Origin of the sequence: Sphingomonas palmae (assembly GCF_900109565.1) — a bacterium.
GTDB classification, from domain to species: domain Bacteria; phylum Pseudomonadota; class Alphaproteobacteria; order Sphingomonadales; family Sphingomonadaceae; genus Sphingomonas; species Sphingomonas palmae.
On record NZ_FNZZ01000004.1, the window covers coordinates 425,768 to 439,931 of the forward strand.

Annotated in this window: 14 protein-coding genes, 1 pseudogene and 1 other annotated feature (1 of these 16 only partly in view); of the genes and pseudogenes, 10 read left to right on the top strand and 5 right to left on the bottom strand. The window is 67.2% G+C overall.

The genetic code is table 11. The annotated features are described in order from the left end of the window. Nucleotides 1-37, top strand: a sequence feature (sul1 is cis-regulatory element that is thought to sense ions involved in sulfur or methionine metabolism; They are found in Alphaproteobacteria); it begins 19 nt to the left of the window's first position. A gap of 62 nt (nucleotides 38-99) precedes the next feature. The 4 genes from BMW51_RS12310 (at nucleotide 100) to BMW51_RS12325 (ending at nucleotide 3,452) form a co-directional block, all read left to right on the top strand. Next, nucleotides 100-1,593 carry a SulP family inorganic anion transporter gene (locus BMW51_RS12310; RefSeq protein WP_093006763.1) on the top strand — a complete coding sequence of 498 codons (1,494 nt, stop codon included), beginning with the start codon at nucleotides 100-102 and terminating at the stop codon, nucleotides 1,591-1,593. 157 nt (nucleotides 1,594-1,750) lie between these two features. Beyond that, entirely contained in the window at nucleotides 1,751-2,650 is a 900-nt protein-coding gene (locus BMW51_RS12315) for a DMT family transporter (protein WP_093006764.1), read from the top strand. Next, nucleotides 2,647-3,126, top strand: a complete 480-nt coding sequence (locus tag BMW51_RS12320; protein WP_093006766.1) for a GNAT family N-acetyltransferase — start codon at nucleotides 2,647-2,649, stop codon at nucleotides 3,124-3,126. Before BMW51_RS12315 ends, BMW51_RS12320 begins: the two co-directional genes overlap by 4 nt. Continuing rightward, complete coding sequence (locus BMW51_RS12325; protein ID WP_093006768.1) at nucleotides 3,126-3,452, top strand: DMT family transporter; 327 nt, start codon at nucleotides 3,126-3,128, stop codon at nucleotides 3,450-3,452. The genes BMW51_RS12320 and BMW51_RS12325 overlap by 1 nt, the downstream gene beginning before the upstream one ends. 56 nt (nucleotides 3,453-3,508) lie before the next feature. Here BMW51_RS12325 and ppa read toward each other — a convergent pair whose 3' ends face one another. The 3 genes from ppa to BMW51_RS12340 form a co-directional block, all read right to left on the bottom strand. Continuing rightward, nucleotides 3,509-4,087 carry an inorganic diphosphatase gene (gene ppa, locus BMW51_RS12330; protein WP_093006770.1) on the bottom strand — a complete coding sequence of 193 codons (579 nt, stop codon included), beginning with the start codon at nucleotides 4,085-4,087 and terminating at the stop codon, nucleotides 3,509-3,511. Nucleotides 4,088-4,122: 35 nt separating this feature from the next. Next, nucleotides 4,123-6,075 carry a M61 family metallopeptidase gene (locus BMW51_RS12335; RefSeq protein ID WP_093006772.1) on the bottom strand — a complete coding sequence of 651 codons (1,953 nt, stop codon included), beginning with the start codon at nucleotides 6,073-6,075 and terminating at the stop codon, nucleotides 4,123-4,125. Nucleotides 6,076-6,145: 70 nt separating this feature from the next. Beyond that, on the bottom strand, nucleotides 6,146-6,820 hold the full coding sequence (locus BMW51_RS12340; protein WP_093006774.1) for a DUF1345 domain-containing protein: 675 nt from the start codon (nucleotides 6,818-6,820) through the stop codon (nucleotides 6,146-6,148). A gap of 50 nt (nucleotides 6,821-6,870) precedes the next feature. On the opposite strand from BMW51_RS12340, the gene hisS reads away from it, so the two are divergent. The 5 genes and pseudogenes from hisS (at nucleotide 6,871) to BMW51_RS16410 (ending at nucleotide 11,377) form a co-directional block, all read left to right on the top strand. Continuing rightward, nucleotides 6,871-8,079, top strand: a complete 1,209-nt coding sequence (gene hisS / locus BMW51_RS12345) for a histidine--tRNA ligase (protein WP_093006776.1) — start codon at nucleotides 6,871-6,873, stop codon at nucleotides 8,077-8,079. 13 nt (nucleotides 8,080-8,092) lie between these two features. Beyond that, on the top strand, nucleotides 8,093-9,169 hold the full coding sequence (prfA, locus tag BMW51_RS12350; protein ID WP_093006778.1) for a peptide chain release factor 1: 1,077 nt from the start codon (nucleotides 8,093-8,095) through the stop codon (nucleotides 9,167-9,169). Nucleotides 9,170-9,276: 107 nt separating this feature from the next. Next, entirely contained in the window at nucleotides 9,277-10,101 is an 825-nt protein-coding gene (prmC, locus tag BMW51_RS12355) for a peptide chain release factor N(5)-glutamine methyltransferase (protein WP_093006780.1), read from the top strand. 211 nt (nucleotides 10,102-10,312) lie between these two features. Continuing rightward, a pseudogene (locus BMW51_RS16405) lies at nucleotides 10,313-10,558 on the top strand (DUF4167 domain-containing protein); the annotation flags it as partial. A 561-nt stretch (nucleotides 10,559-11,119) separates the two neighbouring features. Continuing rightward, a complete protein-coding gene (locus tag BMW51_RS16410; RefSeq protein ID WP_342724048.1) occupies nucleotides 11,120-11,377 on the top strand; it encodes a hypothetical protein in 258 nt (85 codons plus the stop codon). Nucleotides 11,378-11,403: 26 nt separating this feature from the next. Here the strand turns inward: BMW51_RS16410 and BMW51_RS12365 are convergent, their stop codons facing one another. Then, nucleotides 11,404-11,715: a hypothetical protein gene (locus BMW51_RS12365; RefSeq protein WP_177171649.1), complete on the bottom strand. Its 312-nt coding sequence runs from the start codon at nucleotides 11,713-11,715 to the stop codon at nucleotides 11,404-11,406. Nucleotides 11,716-11,815: 100 nt separating this feature from the next. On the opposite strand from BMW51_RS12365, the gene BMW51_RS12370 reads away from it, so the two are divergent. Then, nucleotides 11,816-12,244, top strand: coding sequence for a CBS domain-containing protein (locus BMW51_RS12370; RefSeq protein WP_093006784.1), 429 nt, complete (start codon nucleotides 11,816-11,818; stop codon nucleotides 12,242-12,244). Between the two features lie 6 nt (nucleotides 12,245-12,250). Here BMW51_RS12370 and BMW51_RS12375 read toward each other — a convergent pair whose 3' ends face one another. Further along, on the bottom strand, nucleotides 12,251-13,717 hold the full coding sequence (locus tag BMW51_RS12375; protein ID WP_093006911.1) for a lipopolysaccharide biosynthesis protein: 1,467 nt from the start codon (nucleotides 13,715-13,717) through the stop codon (nucleotides 12,251-12,253). Nucleotides 13,718-14,164 lie beyond the last annotated feature (447 nt).

The window sequence follows — 14,164 nt, forward strand, 5'->3', positions numbered from 1 at the left end:
CGGGTGGCTATTCCGGCCGCCGATCCGCCGGACAACAACACGCACTGTTCTTCTTGAGCACGCCCGTCGCGGCGTGCCGTGCCCTGTTGTGGATACTCGATGACACTCAACTTTTCTGCCTACGGGCGCCAGTGGTTCACTGACGCCGCCGCTGCCCGCCGCGATGTGCTGGCCGGTATCGTCGTCGCACTCGCGCTCATCCCGGAGGCGATCGGCTTCTCGATCATCGCCGGCGTCGATCCGCGCGTCGGCCTCTACGCCTCGGTCGCGATCGCGATGACGATCGCGCTGATCGGCGGACGGCCCGGCATGGTTTCCGCCGCCACCGCCGCGGTTGCGGTGCTGATCGGCCCGCTGGTGCGCGACCACGGCGTCGAATATCTGTTCGCCGCGACGATCCTGATGGGATTGATCCAGATCGTGGCGGGGTTGCTGCGGCTCGACCTCGTGATGCAGTTCGTCTCGCGCTCGGTCATCACCGGCTTCGTCAACGCGCTCGCAATCCTGATCTTCATGGCGCAGCTGCCGCAGCTGACCGGTGTGACCTGGGTCACCTACGCGATGGTCGCGGGCGGGCTCGCGATCATCTATGGCCTGCCGCGCGTGACCAGGCTGGTGCCCTCGCCGCTGGTCGCGATTTTGGTGCTCAGCGCGATCAGCATCGCGCTCGGCCTGTCGGTCAACACCGTCGGCGACATGGGGCGCCTGCCCGATGGCCTGCCTAGCTTCGCTTTGCCGCAGGTGCCGCTCAGCCTCGACACGCTGCGGATCATCTTGCCCTACTCGCTGACGATGGCCGCGGTCGGCCTGCTCGAATCGTTGCTCACCGCGCAAATCGTCGATGACATGACCGATACCGACAGCGACAAGCGGCAGGAATGCGGCGGGCAGGGCGGTGCCAACATCGTGTCCGCCTTGTTCGGCGGGATGGGCGGCTGCGCGATGATCGGTCAATCGGTGATCAACGTCACCTCGGGCGGGCGAGGGCGGCTGTCGACCTTCGTGGCCGGCGCGTTCCTGTTGTTCCTGCTTAGCGTGCTGGGGCCGTGGGTCGGGCGCGTACCGATGCCCGCGCTGGTCGCGGTGATGATCATGGTGTCGATCGGTACGTTCAGCTGGAACTCGATTCCAAACCTGCGTCGTCACCCGCCGACCTCGTCTGCGGTGATGCTCGCGACCGTCGTCGTCGTGGTGGCGACGCGCGACCTGTCGCTCGGCGTGCTCGCGGGCGTGCTGCTGTCGGGCATCTTCTTCGCCGGAAAGGTGCAGCGGATGTTCGCGGTCGAGCGTGAGGAAACCGCCGATGGTGCGCAGGCGACCTATCGCGTGTCGGGTGAGATCTTCTTCGCCTCGGTCGACCGCTTCACCCGCGCGTTCCAGGCCGAGCGCGCTTCCGCCGTGCTGATCGACGTGACCGCGGCGCATTTCTGGGACATCTCCGGCGTCGGGGCGCTCGACAAGATCGTCGCGCGGCTCCGGCGCGACGGCAGCGTGGTTGAGGTCGTCGGCTACAACCGCGCCAGCGCCGACCTGGTCGATCGCTTCGCGCTCCACGACAAGACCGGGGTCGAGATGGGCCTCGCGCCGCACTGATCCTGTCCTATCGCGCGGTGATCGGCCATAGCGCGGGCGTGCCGACGCTTCATGCCTGCCCCTGCCGACGAGCGAAGTTGAGACGTGCACCGCGTGCGCGCGTGAATGTCAACTTTCTCAACTTCCGCTCAACTACGGCCGTTGGTGAGGGGCGGGAATGAGCACGCGACACCTCGCCCCTGCCGCCGCTTTCGCGGTCGCCGCCGCCGGGATCGGGCTGTTCTCGATCATGGACGCGTTCATGAAATCGCTTGTGCTCGGGCTGGGCGTCTACAATGCGCTGGTCTGGCGCACGGGGCTGTCGACGCTGTTCGGCGGTGCGGCGTGGATCGTCGCCGGTCGCCCGCAACCCAGCGCCCGCGCGCTGCGGCTCCATCTCGCGCGCGGCGCGATCACGGCGGCGATGGCGCTGCTGTTCTTCTGGGGCCTCGCCCGCGTGCCGATGGCGCAGGCAATTTCGCTCGCCTACATCGCTCCGCTGCTCGCCCTCCTGCTCGGCGCATTGTTCCTGAAGGAGCGTGTGGGTCGCCGCGTCGTGGCCGCTTCGCTCGTCGCAATCGTCGGTGTCGGTGTGATCCTCGCCGGGCAGCAGCGTGCCGCAATGGGGCCGCAGGCGTTCGAGGGCGCGGTCGCGATCCTCGCCTCCGCAATCCTCTACGCGGTCAACCTCGTCGTCGCGCGGCTCCAGAGCCAGGCCGCGCGCCCGGCCGAAATCGCGTTCCTGCAATCTGCCATCGTCACTGCGATCCTCGCCTGCGCTGCCCCGTGGCTCGCGCACCTGCCGCCGGCGGGCGAATGGTGGAAGATCGCGATCGCCGCGGCGCTCGGCACGTCCTCCTTGTTCCTGCTCGCCTGGGCCTATGCGCACGGTGAGACGGGATATCTCGCCACCACCGAATATACCTCGTTCGTCTACGCCGCCGCGCTCGGCTGGCTCGTCTTCGGTGAGCGCGTGCAGCCGACCACGCTGCTGGGTGCGGCGATCATCGTCGCTGCGTGCCTCTACGCCGCGCGGCGTCGCGATCTCGCGCGAAGTCCGATAGAGCAGGCGGCATGACCGACATCCGTCCCGCCACCCACGCCGACGTCGCCACGATCCTGCGCTTCATCCGCGAACTCGCCGTCTATGAACGCGAACCCGATGCGGTCGAGGCAAATGAGTCGAGCCTCGCGCTCGCGCTGTTCGGCGAGCACCCTGCTGCCGAGGCACTGATTGCGGAGGTTGCCGGCGAGTCGGTCGGCTTCGCGCTGTTCTTTCACAATTTCTCGACCTGGATCGGCAAGCGTGGGCTTTATCTCGAGGATCTTTACGTTACGCCCGACGCTCGCGGGCAGGGGGCTGGACGTGCGTTGCTCGCGCATCTCGCCGCAATCGCGCTCGACCGGGGTTGCGGGCGCTTCGAGTGGTCGGTGCTCGACTGGAACACACCGGCGATCGATTTCTACCGCAAGATCGGCGCGGTGCCGATGGAGGAATGGACGATTCAGCGCGTGACTGGCGATGCGCTGGTGCAACTTGCCGGGCGTAATTGATGGCGTGGGTGCTGCTGATCGTCGGCGGGTTGTTCGAGATCGGCTTCACGACCTGCCTGCGTCACGTCGAGGGTTTCCGCAACATTCCCTGGACGCTCGGCTTTCTCGCCAGCGTCGCGTGCTCGATGACGCTGCTGGAGATCGCCTCGCGCAGCATCGCGATGGGAACGGCCTATGCGGTGTGGGGCGGGATCGGCGCACTCGGCACCGTCGTCGTCGGGATCGTCTGGTTCGGAGAGCCAGCCAGTCTGGTGCGGCTGCTGCTGATCGCGGGCGTGGTCGCCTGCATTGCCGGGCTGAAACTTACCGCGGGTGCGGCTGCCTGAGTGAAGGCCTGTGAAGCCGAGAGGCGCGCCGGGTGGGCGCCCCTCGGCCTTGTCGTTCAGTCGCGACCCGGAACGTCGTGGTCGTGCGGTTCCTCGCCGTGTGCCTTGGCGGCGTTGTAGCGCTCGATCGCCTCGAGCGTGATCCGGCGCGCTTCCTCGCGGTCACCCCAGGTGCCGATGCGCACCCACTTCTTCTTTTCCAGGTCCTTGTAGTGGGTGAAGAAGTGCTCGATCTGCTCGAACACGATCTCGGGCAGATCCTCGCGCCCGTCGACCTTGGTGTAGTAGGGGAAAGTCGAGTCTACCGGCACGCAGACGAGCTTCTCGTCGCCGCCCGCTTCATCTTCAAGGTTCAGCACCGCGATCGGGCGCGCGCGCACGACGCAGCCCGGGATGAACGGCGAGCGCGCGACGACCAGCGCGTCGAGCGGATCGCCGTCGGGCGACAGCGTGTGCGGCACGAAGCCGTAATTCGCCGGGTAGCGCATTGGCGTGTGCAGGATGCGGTCGACGAACAGCGCGCCCGACGCCTTGTCGAACTCGTACTTCACCGGCTCGCCGCCGGTCGGCACTTCAATAATCACATTCAGGTCGTCGGGCGGGTTCTTGCCGACCGGGATTAGGTCAATACGCATTGTCGTCCCTTGTTACTTGGATCACGCCCCGAGGCTCAGCGCGGTGCGAGCAGGCGGTCGAGCCCGGAATCGCCCTTGCTGATTTTTTCGAGGCGCGGGTAGCGCAAGCCCCCGTGCCAGTCGAGCGTCACCGTGCGATAGGCGTCCTGCTGCCGGACGATCAGCTGCACGGGCGTGCCACCGGCCTGACCATTCGCGGTCTGCGCACCGCGGATCGCCTTCTTCAGCGCGTCGGCCGAGTAAGGCTCGCCGTTGACCGACACGATCGTCGCGCCGACCGTCAAACCCGCGTTGAACGCAGGGGACCCCCAGCTGACGCCGGTGACCGCGCCCTTGCTCTCGCCATTGCTGACGATCATGCCACCCGAGTAGGTCAGGTCGGTGATCTTGCGCGATGCTTCCCCGCTCTTGAACGACGGCGTCGGCGTGTCGGCGTAGGTCAGGCGGTAACCGTTGCGCTCGAATCCCGAGATCGGCGCGCCCGGCGCGTGCTCGGTCAGCCGCTGGCGCAGCAATCCGGCCCAGTCGTACGGCTGGATCTTGTTGAGCGTCGCCGCCACGTCCTCGAACATGTAGGTCACCTCGCCCCAGTCGCCGTCGCGGATGCCGAAGAAGGCGCGCGCGAAATCGTCGATCGACTTCTTGCCGCCCGACAACTCACGCAGCCGCGAATCGACCTCCATCCAGACGAGCAGGCCTTCGTTGTAATAATCCTCCGACCGCTGCCAGCTGGTCCAGCCCTTCGGCCGGCGTGCCGAGATGATCGGGTCGTTGGTGGTGTCGATCAGGTCGCGCCAGTCGCGCGCACGCTGTGCATCGTAGCTGGCCGCAATCGCCGCGAGCTGATCGAGCGTGTCCTGCTTGGTGACGAGGCCCGAGCGTGCCTGGAGGATGTAGCCCCAGAATTGCGTCTGCCCCTCATACACCCACAAAGACTGGTCGCGCATCGGCATGCGGTAGTCGGGCGTCCACAATTCCGCGCCGCGGCGGAATTTGCCGTCCCACGAGTGGGTGAATTCGTGCGGCAACAGGTTGCGGCGGCCCGGCCCCTCATCCCACTTGGTGAAATAGCCTGGCGTCACGCCGTTCTCGCTCGAGCGGTGATGCTCGAGCCCGATGCCGCCCAGTTGATCGGTGATCGACAGCAGGAACTCGTAATGGTCGTAATGCTGCGCGCCGAAGGTCTTCGTCGCCTGGTCGACCAGCCGCTTGTGCGCGTCGATCTGCGCCGGGGTGGCGGCCAGTTCGGCGGGGTCATCGGCGAAGACGTTCAGGTTGACGCGCGACGACAGTGGGATGACGCGGCCGTACTTGCCCGCGAGCATCGGCGAGTCGACCAGGATCTCGTAGTTGGTCGGCTCGTACGCGTAGGTCGATCCGGTCACCTGCGCCTTGAGCGCCCCGGCCGCGGTCCAACCGGCTGGGTATTTGACCGTCATCTGCACCGGGATCTGCCGGGTAAAATAGCCGGCCGGGTAGAGGCTGACCGAGTTCGGCTCCATGCTGACCATCGTCGGCGTCGCGACAATACGGCCCTGATCGTTCTTCGTCGCGGAAAGGAACTGGAACGACGCGTCCAACTGGGTGACGCCCGCGGGCACGTCGAGGTGGAAGGCGTAGACGTCGACGGTGTCGCGCGTCCACGGGATCACCTGCCCGTTACCCTTGATAACCAGCCCGGCCAGCTTCTCGATCTCGCCGCGCGGGCTGTGCGCACCCGGCAGCCATTTCGGGAACAGCAGCACCATGTGCCCGGCGGCGGGCACGGGGATCGTCTCGGTCACGCGGAAGATGCCGCGCTGCGTGTCGGTCGCGTCGACGTTGACCTGGAGCGTGCCGGGAAAGCGCACGTCCTTCGCCGCCGGGATCGTGTCGACGATCGGCACGGGCTGCGGCGCGGAATTGCCCGCGGGAACCTGCGCGGCGGCGATCATGGGGGCGAGCGACGAGGTGGCGAGCAGCGAGAGGCCGAGGAAAGAACGGATCATGCGCGGAGCGGTCCCCTAAGGATGTTCTGGTGTAGGTCAGAAGGACTTACCGGCGCCACACCGCCCGCGTCTACCCTCCGCCGCCACCGATCGTGTTGATCGTAAAGGCGAGCACGCCGAGGTTGAACACGAACGCCGCCAGGCACTGTCCAAGCGCCACGCGCCGCATCCGTCCGCTCGCGATCGTCACGTCGGAGGTCTGGAATGTCATGCCGAGCGTGTAGCTGAAATACAGGAAGTCCCAGTAATCGGGCTCTTTCGTGTCCGGGAAGTCGAGCCCGCCGGCATCGCCGCGCCCGTCCTGTTCCTCGCTGTAGAACAGGTGCGCGTAGTGAAGCGCGTAGACCATGTTGGAGAACAGCCAGGCGAGCACCAGCGTGGCGATGACCAGCGCGATGGCGAGCGCGTCGTTCTTGCCCTTCAGCTCGCCGTTGACCGCGGCGAGGATCACGAAGGTGGTGCCGGCAGTGATGCCAAGCAGCAGCGCGCGATTGGCATCGTTGGCGCGCGTCGAGCGGCGCATCGCTGCCGCGGTGGTCTCGCCGAACAGCGGCACCAGCGAGACGAGGAATGCGAGTGCACCGAGATCGAATGCGACCATGACGCCGCGGCCAACACCGATGGCGGGGAGCAAGAGCGCCGCGGCGATGCCGCAGACCAGCACGAAGAGCACGAACCGCGGCGGCGCGATGCGTCGTCCCAGCGTCCGCTTGACCCGTCCCCACCAGCTGCCCGCGTGATCCATGTCAGCCCGCTAGCGCGAGCGCGCGGGCTCGCCTAGATACGCGCGCGCTTATGGCCCGTATTCAGACTCCCAATCGCGTGCGCGGCACGCAGGACATCTTCCGCGACGACGAGCGCCGCTTCGCGCACGTGCAATCGACCTTCGACCGTGTCCGCCGGCTCTACTGCTTTGAGCGCGTCGAGGTGCCGGTGTTCGAAGACACGCAGGTGTTCGCGCGCTCGATCGGCGAGACGACCGATGTCGTATCGAAGGAAATGTACACCTTCCCCGATCGCGGCAACGACAGCCTGACGTTGCGCCCCGAATTCACTGCCGGGATCGCGCGGGCCTATATCACCGGCGGGTGGCAGCAGTACGCGCCGTTGAAGCTGGTCACCAGCGGCGCGGTGTTCCGCTACGAGCGCCCGCAGAAGGGCCGCTACCGCCAGTTCCACCAGATCGACGCCGAGATCCTGGGCGCGCCGGAGCCGGCGGCCGACGTCGAACTGCTGTGCCTCGCCGACCAGTTGCTCCACGAACTCGGCATTGCCGATGGCGTGACGTTGCAGCTGAACACACTCGGTGACGCCGAGACGCGCGACGCGTGGCGCGCCGCGCTGGTGGCGCATTTCGAGGCGCACCGCGCCGAATTATCGGAGGACAGCCTCGCGCGGCTCGACAAGAACCCGCTGCGTATCCTCGATTCCAAGGACCCGCGCGATCGTCCGGTCGCCGACAGCGCGCCCGACATCGACGCTTATCTGACGGCGGAGGCGCGCGCCTTCTTCGACGCGGTCACCGCCGGGCTCGACGCCGCCGGGGTCAAGTGGACGCGCAACGCGCGGCTGGTGCGCGGACTCGATTATTATCGCCACACCGCGTTCGAGTTCGTCACCGACCGGCTCGGCGCGCAGGGCACCGTGCTCGCGGGCGGACGCTACGACGGGCTGGTCGAGAGCCTGGGTGGGCCGGCGACCGCGGGTGTCGGCTGGGCGGCGGGGATCGAGCGGCTGGCGATGCTGCTGGAGGAGCCGGTGGTCAGCGGCCCTGACGTGGTGGTGGTGATCGAGGATGACGCCGCGCAGGCAGAAGCCACGGCAGCGCTCGCCAAGTTGCGCCGCGCCGGTGTCTCGGCCGAACTCGTCGCCACCGGCTCGCCGCGCAAGCGCTACGACAAGGCGTTGAAGCTCGATCCGGCGGAGACGGTGACGTTCCATGCCGACGGCCACGCGTTTCGCGTGCTGCGCGGGACGGGTCGCGCGCAGGCGGTAATCGGTTGAGCGGCGCGCACGCATGACGACTATCTCCCCCGACCGCATCCGCCAGATCGAGGCGCGGCGCGACGAGCTGTCCGCGCTGATGGCAACGGGCAATCTCGACGGCGACCGCTTCGTCTCAGTGTCGAAGGAATACGCCGAACTCGAGCCGGTCGCGCAGGCGGCGGGCGAGGTGCGGCGGTTGCGCGCCGAGGCGGAGAGCCTGCAATACATGACCGACGACGCCGACGCCGAGCTGCGCGCGATGGCGGAGGAAGAGTTGCGCGACAACAAGGCGGCGCTCGCCGACGCCGATCGGCGGCTGGCGCTGGCGCTGCTGCCGCGCGATGCCGCCGATCAGCGTTCGGCGATGCTCGAGGTGCGCGCCGGAACCGGCGGCGACGAGGCGGCGCTGTTCGCGGGCGACCTGTTTCGCATGTACCAGCGTTTCGCCGAGGAGCAGGGCTGGCGCGTCGAGCTGATCTCCGCCTCGGACAGCGACGCGGGCGGGTTCAAGGAAGTGGTCGCCTCGATCACCGGATCGGGCGTGTTTGCGAAATTGAAGTTCGAAAGCGGCGTCCACCGCGTCCAGCGCGTGCCGGTGACCGAGAGCGGCGGGCGCATCCACACCTCGGCAGCGACCGTCGCGGTGCTGCCCGAGGCCGAAGAGGTCGACGTGCAGATCGACGAGGCCAAGGACCTGCGCATCGACGTCTATCGCTCGTCAGGGCCGGGCGGTCAGTCGGTCAATACGACCGATTCGGCCGTGCGCATCACTCACCTGCCGACCGGGCTGGTCGTCATCCAGCAGGACGAGAAATCGCAGCACAAGAACAAGGCGAAGGCGCTCAAGGTGCTGCGCACGCGGCTGTACGAGGCCGAGCGCGAGCGGCTGGCGGCCGAGCGATCGGGCACCCGCCGTGCGATGGTCGGCTCGGGCGACCGGTCGGAGCGCATCCGCACCTACAATTTCCCGCAGGGCCGCGTCACCGACCACCGCATCAACCTGACGCTCCACCGTTTGCCGGAAATCCTCCAGGGCGAGCTGGGCGAACTGGTCGGCGCGCTGATCGCGGAGGACGAGGCGGAACGGTTGGCGACGCTGGATGCATAGGTCGGCCTGCTGCGTGCCGCAGCAGGACACGACCAAGCACGGCCGGCAGGAGCCCCGCTCCTGTCCGACGACGCGGCTTCGCCGCGGCGCTACCCGATAGAGCCTACATGCCACCCAGGAATCCCCGTGCCGCGCTCGCCGCCGCCGCGCAGCGCTTCACCTTCTCTGCCACCCCGCGGCTCGACGCCGAGCTGCTGCTAGCGCACGCGCTCGGCATCACGCGCGAGCGACTGCTCCTTACCTTGGGCGACTGGCAGGTCCCCGACACCTTTAATGCGCTGGTCGAGCGCCGCGCAGCCCAAGAACCGATCGCCTATCTGACCGGCACGCGGGCCTTCTGGACGATCGACCTGCACGTCGCCCCCGGCGTGCTCGTCCCGCGCGCCGACAGCGAGACGCTGATCGAGGCGGCGGTGGCGCATTTCGAGGGCACGGCGGGGCCGCGTCGCGTGCTCGACCTCGGCACCGGATCGGGCGCGCTGTTGCTCGCCGCGCTCGCCCAATGGCCGCACGCGAGCGGTGTGGGGATCGATGCCTCGCCCGCCGCGCTCGGCATCGCGCGCGACAATGCCGAACGGCTCGGGATGGCGGCGCGCGCGGAGATGATGGCGGGCGATTGGACGGGAACGGGCGAGGCGTTCGACCTGGTGCTGTGCAATCCACCCTATATCGAGGTCGACGCGGCACTTCCGGCCGAGGTACGCGAGTGGGAACCGGCGTCGGCGCTGTTCGCCGGTGCCGACGGGCTGGATGACTACCGCCGCCTCGCACCGCTGCTGCCGGCGCAGATTGCGGCGGGCGGCGTCGCATGCGTCGAGATCGGGTCGACGCAGGGGGCCGCGGTGACCGCGCTGTTCGAGGCAATTGGTTTGCGCGTGACGGTACGCCGCGACCTGGCGGGGCTCGACCGTTGCCTCGTTGTCACGCCTTGAAGACGAACGGCCCAGTCCACATATTTCTCTTTCAGAACGAGCGGCGGTTCGCTAGAGCGCTCACAGGGGCCCGCACGGACAGCGCTGTTTACCGCGTCGTTGTTATGGGGCGTTGTGCCCTCCCTTCGTCATCAGCCGCTGCAGTCCGGTGGCCGTGGCAGGTCCGGTTCGCCACCGTGCGGCCGTCCTGGGGAATGATCGCCCGTGCACCGTGATCGGTGCCGCTCGGGAGCAGTGCCGTTTTAGGTTCGAGGACGAGGACACACTTTTGATCAACAATCGTCAGCAAGGTCGCCGTCGCGGCCGTGGCAATGGACCGCAGCGTTCGGGCGGTGGCGGCCAGGGGCAGCGTGACAGCGGCAATCGCATCGACAGCCGCGCGCGCGGCAATGCGGCGCAGTTGCTCGAGAAATACAAGAACATGGCGCGTGACGCGCAGATGTCGGGCGACCGGGTCAACACCGAATATTACCTGCAGTTCGCCGACCATTATTTCCGCGTGCTCGCCGACCAGCGCGGGCGCAGCGAGGAGCAGGGGCAGCAGCGCCGCCAGTCGCGCGACGATTTCGACCAGTTCGATCCGTTCGACGACTTCGGCGACGAGGGCGAGCCGGTTCGTGCCGACGAGATGCAGCGCGCGCAGGAAAGCGATCGCCAGCAGGGCGAGCGGCCGCAGAACGAGCGCCAGCAGAATGATCGTCAGCAGAATGATCGTCAGTCGGGCGACCGGATGCAGAACGATCGTTATCAGGGCGAGCGCCAGCAGAGCGACCGCGCGCGCGGCGATCGCGATGCCCGTCCCCGCGACGACCGGTTTCGCGACGATCGTCAGGAGCGCTCGCGATATGACCGCGACGAGCGGCCGCGTGAGGCGCGCGAACAGCGCCAGCCGCGTGAAGAGCGCCCCCGTTTCGAGCGCGGCGAGCGTCGATCGGCCGAGGTAAGCCAGCCCGCGGTCGCTAACGACGTCGATCAGTCGTCCGTCCAAGCGGCCGAGCTGAACTCGGCACCGCCGCAGGTGGCATCGGTGCCCGAGGCGCAGGCCGATGAAGCGCCGCGCCGTCGCACTCGCGCGCGCAAGGTCCGCGACGAGGGCGTGGAGAGCGCCGCGCCGGCAGAGGCACTCGACGCCGATCGCCTGCCGCCATCGCTCGGCATTGTCCGCGCGAGCGACGCGGAGATCGCTGCTCCTTCCGCCGACGAAGGTGAGGCGCCCAAGCCGCGCCGTCGTCGTGTCGCGCGCGTCACCAGCGGTGAGGCCTCGGCCGCGGAGTAACGCCGCAGCCGTCTAACGATCGAACGTTACGGGCCGACGTCCTTCCGGGGCGCTCGGCCCGTTGTCGTATCAAGACCGGCGGCGTCGGCCACCTCGTCGTGTCCAGTGCCCGAACTCATGAAGGCGAGCCCCATCAGCGCGCCCGCCATCGCGACCGATCCGATTACCCCGCCGAACGTTGCGAGCGTCGCGATCCAGCCGAGCTCGCCGTACGCGCGACCTAGCAGGTGAACGGCGAGAAACGCCGCGACCACGCCGACCAGCGTCATAATAGCCAAGATGCGGCGAAAACGCCGCCATGCGAAACGCGCCTGCGCCGGATCGTCCAGTCCCTGCATCCGCCACCTCTTTTCCCGACACACTTTGCAACACGCACGCGAACGTGAAATGATGCGACACACCAGCCTATAGGCGCGAGACCAAACAGGAGAGAAGGCGATGACCATCGCAGCGATCCTCGGCGACAAGGGCGCCGACCTTGTGTCCATCTCACCCGATCGACGTGTCGCCGACGCGGTGGCGCTGCTCGCCGAACGGCGGATCGGTGCGGTGCCGGTGCTCGACGATGATCGCGTCGTAGGCGTCTTCTCCGAACGCGACGTGATCCGCTGCCTGCGCGAGCACGGCGCGTCCGCCCTCGATCAGTCGATTGCAGCGGTGATGACCACGCCCGCCGTAACGGTCGGGCGCGACGACTCGGTGCTCGGCGCGCTGTCGCTGATGACCAGGCGACGTATCCGCCACTTGCCGGTCATTGAGGCCGAGCAGGTGATCGGCATCGTCTCGATCGGCGATCTGGTCAAATATCGCATCGACCGGATCGAGGCGGAAGCGCGCGCGATGCGCGATTACATTCAGCAGGCCTGAGCCGGATCAGGCACGAACCAGCCTGATCATGTCACTGACCGTGCCGCGCCAGAACGTCAACAGCAGCCCCGCGTAGCTCACCGCGCCGATCGCGACCAGCACGGTGAGGCTGAGCAGCGGGCTCAGCGGCGGCAAGACGTGCCCGGTGGCAACGACCAGCGCGGCCATCGCAGCCGCGCAGACGATCGCGGGCATCGCGGCCTGCACGACCGCCCGCGCCGACACGCCGATCACGGGCAGGGCGCGCGCGCTGCTCGCCGCGAGATAGGCGGGATAAGTGACCAGCCAGGCGACAGCCAAACCGGTTACACCCCAGTGCACGCCGACCAGAAACGCGGCGGTCAGCAACGCCGCTCCGATCGCGCCGTTGATGACGCCGATCCCGGGTCGACCGACCGCATCGCACGCGGGAGAGTAGAGCACTTGCAGCGTCATGAACGGCATCGCCAGCGCGAGCAGCCGTACGACGGGGACGACCTCGCCCCATTTCTCGCCCAGTGCCGCGTGCACCAGCGGCCCGGCAGTGGCGGCGAGCCCGGCGTAGAAGGGCAAGGCGGCCAGCATCACCAACTGTACCGCTTTCAGGAACGCGGCTGCGCGCGCGTCCGGATCGTGCTGGATCCGCGCATAGGCGCTGAACGCTACTTCGTTGAGCGGGGGCACGAACTTCGACACGAAAATCTGCGCGAGGAACAGGCTGGTCGTGTAGATGCCGAGCAGGTGCGGGGTCAGAACGCGTCCGGCGATGAAGACGTCGGTCTGGCTCTGCAGAAACCAGAACAATTGTCCCAGCGCCATCAAGCCACCGAATCGCAGCAGGTCTCCCGCTCCGCCGAAGCGGAACAAGGGCCGCACCAAGGTACGCGCTGCCAAGGTCAGGCCTATGGCGCGAGTGAGATAGAGTGCCGCTGGCGCCGCGACCAGGGTCCATACGCCCCACCCCGACAATGCTCCGAGCAACGCGGTCGAAGCCGACATCAGCGAGGCCGCCATGTTGACCTTCGCCTGGCGGCTGAAATCGAGTTGTCGGCTCAGCAGTGCGGAGGGCAGCGCGATGAACGGTGTCGTGAGGTAGAGCAGCGCCTGCACGCGCAGCATGTCGGCAACGATCGGCTGGCGATAGTAGGCGGCGAGCAGCGGCGCCGCGAACACTTGAACGATCGCGAGCGAGCCGTTTAGCAGGATCAGCAGGCCGAACAGCTGCCGGATGTCGCGAGTATTGACCTCGGGCTGGCGAATCAGCGCGCTGGCGAGGCCGTAACCGTCGAGCATGTTGGTGAAGGCGAGGACCACCGCGGTCATCGCGAACAGGCCATAGTCGCTCGGCGACAGGATACGGATGACGAGGAACGTCGCAGCCCATTGCACGACCTGCGACAGGATCTGGCTTCCAGAGCGCCACACGATCGCGTTGCGGATCTGCCGTACAAGCGTCGTCGGCCCGGAGCCCTGTATGATGTCGACGCTCGTCATGCGACGCGCGTACGCCATGCTATCCTACGGTTACGTAAACAGGGGGCGTCAGGTGACCGCATGTGCCTCTCCAGGCTCCTGAAGCGTCTCACGGAAGCTTTTTTGCCCCTCGCTGCAACTTTTCTGCAAAAACCGTTTGACGGTATTCGTTGGCCCGCCTAGATGGGTGTCACCGCAGCGGCGGGGCGCTAGACGCTGACGACGCTAGCTGGTGTGATCGGAAACGGTGGCGCGGCGGTCTGGCTCTTTACCGGAGGGTAGGGGGATGGACTGAGCGCTGTGTTTTTGTCGCTCTTTGACATTGTTGGTTTAGATGAAGGGACATGCGGGCGGCGGCTTTTGCGGGTTCTGGCACATTCAAGGTGTGTTGGGGGTCGTTAGAAGTTAAGCTGAAGCTTGTATGTCTCTTACGTTACACATGTAAGATTTGTGCAGGTTTTGGCTCCT

Bases quoted from the DNA above. Each gene is read 5' to 3' on its own strand.
- BMW51_RS12340 (WP_093006774.1), bottom strand. From the start codon at position 6,820: ATGGATCACGCGGGCAGCTGGTGGGGACGGGTCAAGCGGACGCTGGGA.
- hisS (WP_093006776.1), top strand. From the start codon at position 6,871: ATGGCCCGTATTCAGACTCCCAATCGCGTGCGCGGCACGCAGGACATC.
- BMW51_RS12320 (WP_093006766.1), top strand. From the start codon at position 2,647: ATGACCGACATCCGTCCCGCCACCCACGCCGACGTCGCCACGATCCTG.
- ppa (WP_093006770.1), bottom strand. From the start codon at position 4,087: ATGCGTATTGACCTAATCCCGGTCGGCAAGAACCCGCCCGACGACCTG.
- BMW51_RS12370 (WP_093006784.1), top strand. From the start codon at position 11,816: ATGACCATCGCAGCGATCCTCGGCGACAAGGGCGCCGACCTTGTGTCC.
- prfA (WP_093006778.1), top strand. From the start codon at position 8,093: ATGACGACTATCTCCCCCGACCGCATCCGCCAGATCGAGGCGCGGCGC.
- BMW51_RS12375 (WP_093006911.1), bottom strand. From the start codon at position 13,717: ATGACGAGCGTCGACATCATACAGGGCTCCGGGCCGACGACGCTTGTA.
- prmC (WP_093006780.1), top strand. From the start codon at position 9,277: ATGCCACCCAGGAATCCCCGTGCCGCGCTCGCCGCCGCCGCGCAGCGC.
- BMW51_RS12365 (WP_177171649.1), bottom strand. From the start codon at position 11,715: ATGCAGGGACTGGACGATCCGGCGCAGGCGCGTTTCGCATGGCGGCGT.
- BMW51_RS12310 (WP_093006763.1), top strand. From the start codon at position 100: ATGACACTCAACTTTTCTGCCTACGGGCGCCAGTGGTTCACTGACGCC.
- BMW51_RS12335 (WP_093006772.1), bottom strand. From the start codon at position 6,075: ATGATCCGTTCTTTCCTCGGCCTCTCGCTGCTCGCCACCTCGTCGCTC.
- BMW51_RS12315 (WP_093006764.1), top strand. From the start codon at position 1,751: ATGAGCACGCGACACCTCGCCCCTGCCGCCGCTTTCGCGGTCGCCGCC.
- BMW51_RS12325 (WP_093006768.1), top strand. From the start codon at position 3,126: ATGGCGTGGGTGCTGCTGATCGTCGGCGGGTTGTTCGAGATCGGCTTC.